Origin of the sequence: Cyanobacterium stanieri LEGE 03274, from assembly GCF_015207825.1 — a bacterium.
GTDB classification, from domain to species: domain Bacteria; phylum Cyanobacteriota; class Cyanobacteriia; order Cyanobacteriales; family Cyanobacteriaceae; genus Cyanobacterium; species Cyanobacterium stanieri_B.
In genome coordinates this window covers 1-1832 of sequence record NZ_JADEWC010000061.1, presented here as the reverse complement: position 1 = coordinate 1832, position 1832 = coordinate 1, and the positions used below count along the sequence as shown (strand labels likewise).

Below are 1832 nucleotides of genomic sequence, written 5' to 3'. Positions count from 1 at the left end.
GGACACCCGTTAGATTCCTCAGCAACAAAAATGCCCATAGGAATTAACGGGTGATGAATTTTGACCAATAAACAAAACATTTTAATTCCTTATTCTTGAGGAATTTTTTGATTCTCAACATATTTTTTGAGCTGACTTACAGTAACACCACCACAACTTGCCACAAAATAAGCACCAGTCCAAAAATAGGGTTTGTTATAAAAATATTTACTTGCCAACTCAGGGAAATCTCGACGAATCAACCGACTGCTAACAGTTTTTAAATTAGCAATTAACTTTGACAAAGATATATCAGGCTTGTAGTCAATAAGTAAATGTACATGATCTGATTCTCCATTAAATTCCACCAAGTTGCATTCCCACTTCAGTAATGTCTCCCTCAAAATTTCTTTTAGTCTGATTAGCACTTCTCCTGAAATTGCTTTTTTACGATACTTGGTAACTAAAACTACATGAGCGGTAAGTTTATAAACTGACCTAAAACCTTTATTATAACTAGTTGACATTTTTAATCACTAAACATATAATTAAAGTGTAGCAAATAAAGTATTGTTGAAAAAGTGATCACCCTGACGTATCAGTATAAGTTAAAACTTAATCGGCAACAGATTCAAGAAGTAGAACACATCTTGGATGTTTGCCGGTCTGTTTATAACTTTGCCTTGTCTGAACGTAAGGCATGGTATAACAGTCGTAAATCACCAATTGATCGTTGTTCATTATTTGCTGAGTACATAATTCCTGCAGATACTCCTTATCCTAGTTACAACAACCAAGCAAAAAACTTAACGATTGCTAAAAAGACAAACCAAGACTTAAAGTCTGTAAATGCTCAGGTATTACAGCAGACGTTGAAAACTTTAGATAAAGCCTTTTCTGATATGAAGGCTAAAGGTTATGGATTTCCCCGTTTTAAAAAGCAGATGAAAAGTTTTGTTTTTCCTGCAATGCTTAAAAATTGTTTGGCACAAGGTAAGTTTAAGCTACCCCAACTGGGTTGGTTAAACATCAAACAATCTAGGAATTACCCCACTGGTTTTGAGCCAAAACAAGCTCGTATTGTGAAAAAAGCGACAGGATATTATTTGATGATTGTTTTTCAATCTCAAGAATCTTGCCCTGATGCTCCTGTGGGAAAAACAAGTTTAGGCATTGATGCAGGGATAGAATCATTTGTAGCTACAGATAAAGGAGAATTAATCAAATCCCCTAGGTTTTTGTTACAGGCACAGAGTCAGCTTAAATTGCTACAAAGACGCTTAAAACATAAAACTAAAGGCTCTAACAATTGGTTAAAACTTCAGAATAAGATAGCTAGATTGCACGACAAGGTTGCCAATACCCGCCGTGATTGGCATTTTAAGTTAGCTAATTACCTTTGCGACTTAACGGATAACATATTTGTTGAGGATATAAACTTTGTTTCTTGGAGTCGAGGGATTGTGAGAAAACAATCTTTAGACTCGGGTATAGGGCAGTTTATCAATGAAATTTTGCCTTATGTATGTTGGAAACGGGGTAAGTTTTATCTAAAAGTAGATAAAGATGGTACATCTCAAGAATGCAGTAACTGTGGTAATCATACTGGTAAAAAGCAAATAAGTGAAAGAATACATAATTGTCAGTATTGCGGTTATACAGCACCAAGAGACGTCGTAAGTGCAGAGGTAATTAAAAATAGAGGATTAATTGCGGTAGGGCATACCGTGAATAAAAATGCTTACGGAGACGTACTGACGGGGATTAGTCAAGGTAACTTGCTTAATCTAGTTAAGTGTCAATGATGTAAGAATCACCCATCACAATCTTTGATTTGATGGTGTGAGTGTCAA

At 35.4% G+C, this 1832-nt stretch carries 2 protein-coding genes; one reads left to right on the top strand and one right to left on the bottom strand.

The window, feature by feature from the left end; genetic code table 11:
* Positions 1–89: 89 nt before the first annotated feature.
* Entirely contained in the window at positions 90–506 is a 417-nt protein-coding gene (gene tnpA / locus IQ215_RS14225; protein WP_193802055.1) for an IS200/IS605 family transposase, read from the bottom strand.
* Between the two features lie 54 nt (positions 507–560).
* On the opposite strand from tnpA, the gene IQ215_RS14220 reads away from it, so the two are divergent.
* A complete protein-coding gene (locus IQ215_RS14220) occupies positions 561–1784 on the top strand; it encodes an RNA-guided endonuclease TnpB family protein (protein WP_193802054.1) in 1224 nt (407 codons plus the stop codon).
* Positions 1785–1832: the final 48 nt, after the last annotated feature.

Bases quoted from the DNA above. Each gene is read 5' to 3' on its own strand.
- tnpA (WP_193802055.1), bottom strand. From the start codon at position 506: ATGTCAACTAGTTATAATAAAGGTTTTAGGTCAGTTTATAAACTTACC.